Consider the following 1,719-nt stretch of genomic DNA (forward strand, 5'->3'; position numbering starts at 1 on the left):
GCACGGCGCGGCCGACGATGGCGACCGGGCGCGCGACACGGTCGGCAATGGTGACTCGATTGCGCATGGGATTCCTCATTCACTGTCCGCTTCAGAACCGACTTCGGCGACGTCGGCAACGCGGGCACGAACGGCATTGGATGACATCGCCACATCCTGATTAAATCCCAATAGTCACTTAAGCACCATCCGTCACAGCGGTTTCGGCGCCAAATTCACTGAACGGGTGCACCCGGCACCGTCGCAAAGCAACGGCCCAGGCCCCCGCTCCCGAACATGCGGAAGGCCCCGGGAAAACCCGGGCCCTCGCCAACACTCGCCTTCGCCTGCACCCTCCCTACTTCAATCGCTCGGCAGCGGCCTTCGCCTGCTCCAGATCGTCATAGGGGTACATCTCCAGCGAGATGCCCTCGTTCTCGTCCGCCCAGAAGACCTTGCTGGAACCACCGCTGTAGGCCGCCGCGATCAGCGTGACGCCGCCCTCTTCCTTGATGACCTCATAATCCATCGTGCGGGCCTGGTCCGTCGCCACCTTCGCGAACTCGGCATCATCGATGAGCTCGATGTTGTTGCCGTCCAGCAGACTGCCGTCCGCGCCCCGGCACCGCATGCCCGGAACCGTGCGATCGGCGACATTCGTATCGAACGAGGTGATCGTCGCCTCCATGTCACGGCAACCCTCCGCGTTATCGCGGACGTAGGCCGGCACCGCATCAACGTACGGCGAGGTCATCGACCCGTCGCCCGCCGCCGAACCCGCGCCGGGCGTTTCCGTCGTCGCCTCGGAAGTGGTCGTCGACGTGGTTTCGTCGTCGGCGGTGGCCGTGGCGTCGCCGACGCCCGTGGTCTCGCCCCCGGTTTCCTCGCCGCCGGCAGTGGTCTCGGTGACGGCGCCCTCGGTTTCATCGTCGCCGCCGAGGAACAGGAACGTCCCCACGGCCAGGATCACGACGGCCACCAGCGCACCGATGCCGATCAGAATGCCCTTGCCGTTGCCGCCGTCACCGGTGCCTCCACCGGCACCGGCACCTGCACCTGCACCTGCACCGGGTTCCGAGCTGGGCGGACCTTCGTACGCGCCGCGGCCGGCTCCGTACGGGCCGGGCGGGCCGCCGAGCGCATTCGGGCCGCCGGGGCCGGCCCCCTGAGGACCATGCGGCCCGCCGTACCCCGCGTTCGGGTTCGCGTTCGGGTTCGCGTACGGGTTCGGCCCACCGCTGGCGCGAGAGTTCGAGTCGCCCGTCTCCCCGTAACCGCCGGGCCCGCCGCCGTACCAGCCCTCGCCCCCGGGGTTGTCGCCGCGGCCGCCGTAGCCACCGTGGCCGCCGTTGCCACCGTGGCCGCCGTTGCCGCCTGGGGCGCCGTCGTCTCCGGGGTTTTCGCCGTATCCGTAGTTCCGGTCGTTCATGACTGTTGGCCTTTCCGGGTCGTGGTCGGTTGCGGTCGGCGGACGGTGCCCGCCGCCTTCGACGATGGGATGCATCACCGGCCGAAAATGTTCCCGCCCGGATCGCCAGCAGCGCTTGGCCGCACGAACGCGGCCGAACACACTTGGCCGCATGCCCTTAGCCGACAAATGCAGCCTCACCCCAGGTGAACGCCGGTATAACCCCAGGACGCAATATCGAGAGGCTGCATTTGTCGAATAACGCCAACCCACTCGACGGCGGGCGTCGCAAAGCAACCGCACACCTGCGCGCGACCGGCATCCGGAACCCC

At 68.1% G+C, this 1,719-nt stretch carries 1 protein-coding gene; it reads right to left on the reverse strand.

Features of this window, described 5'->3' with window-relative positions; translation table 11 throughout:
* Positions 1-337: 337 nt before the first annotated feature.
* A complete protein-coding gene (locus HMPREF3121_RS13005; protein ID WP_070522907.1) occupies positions 338-1,408 on the reverse strand; it encodes a hypothetical protein in 1,071 nt (356 codons plus the stop codon).
* Positions 1,409-1,719: the final 311 nt, after the last annotated feature.

The sequence above is a fragment of the Corynebacterium sp. HMSC11E11 genome, assembly GCF_001807025.1.
Classification (GTDB): Bacteria; Actinomycetota; Actinomycetes; order Mycobacteriales; family Mycobacteriaceae; genus Corynebacterium; species Corynebacterium freneyi.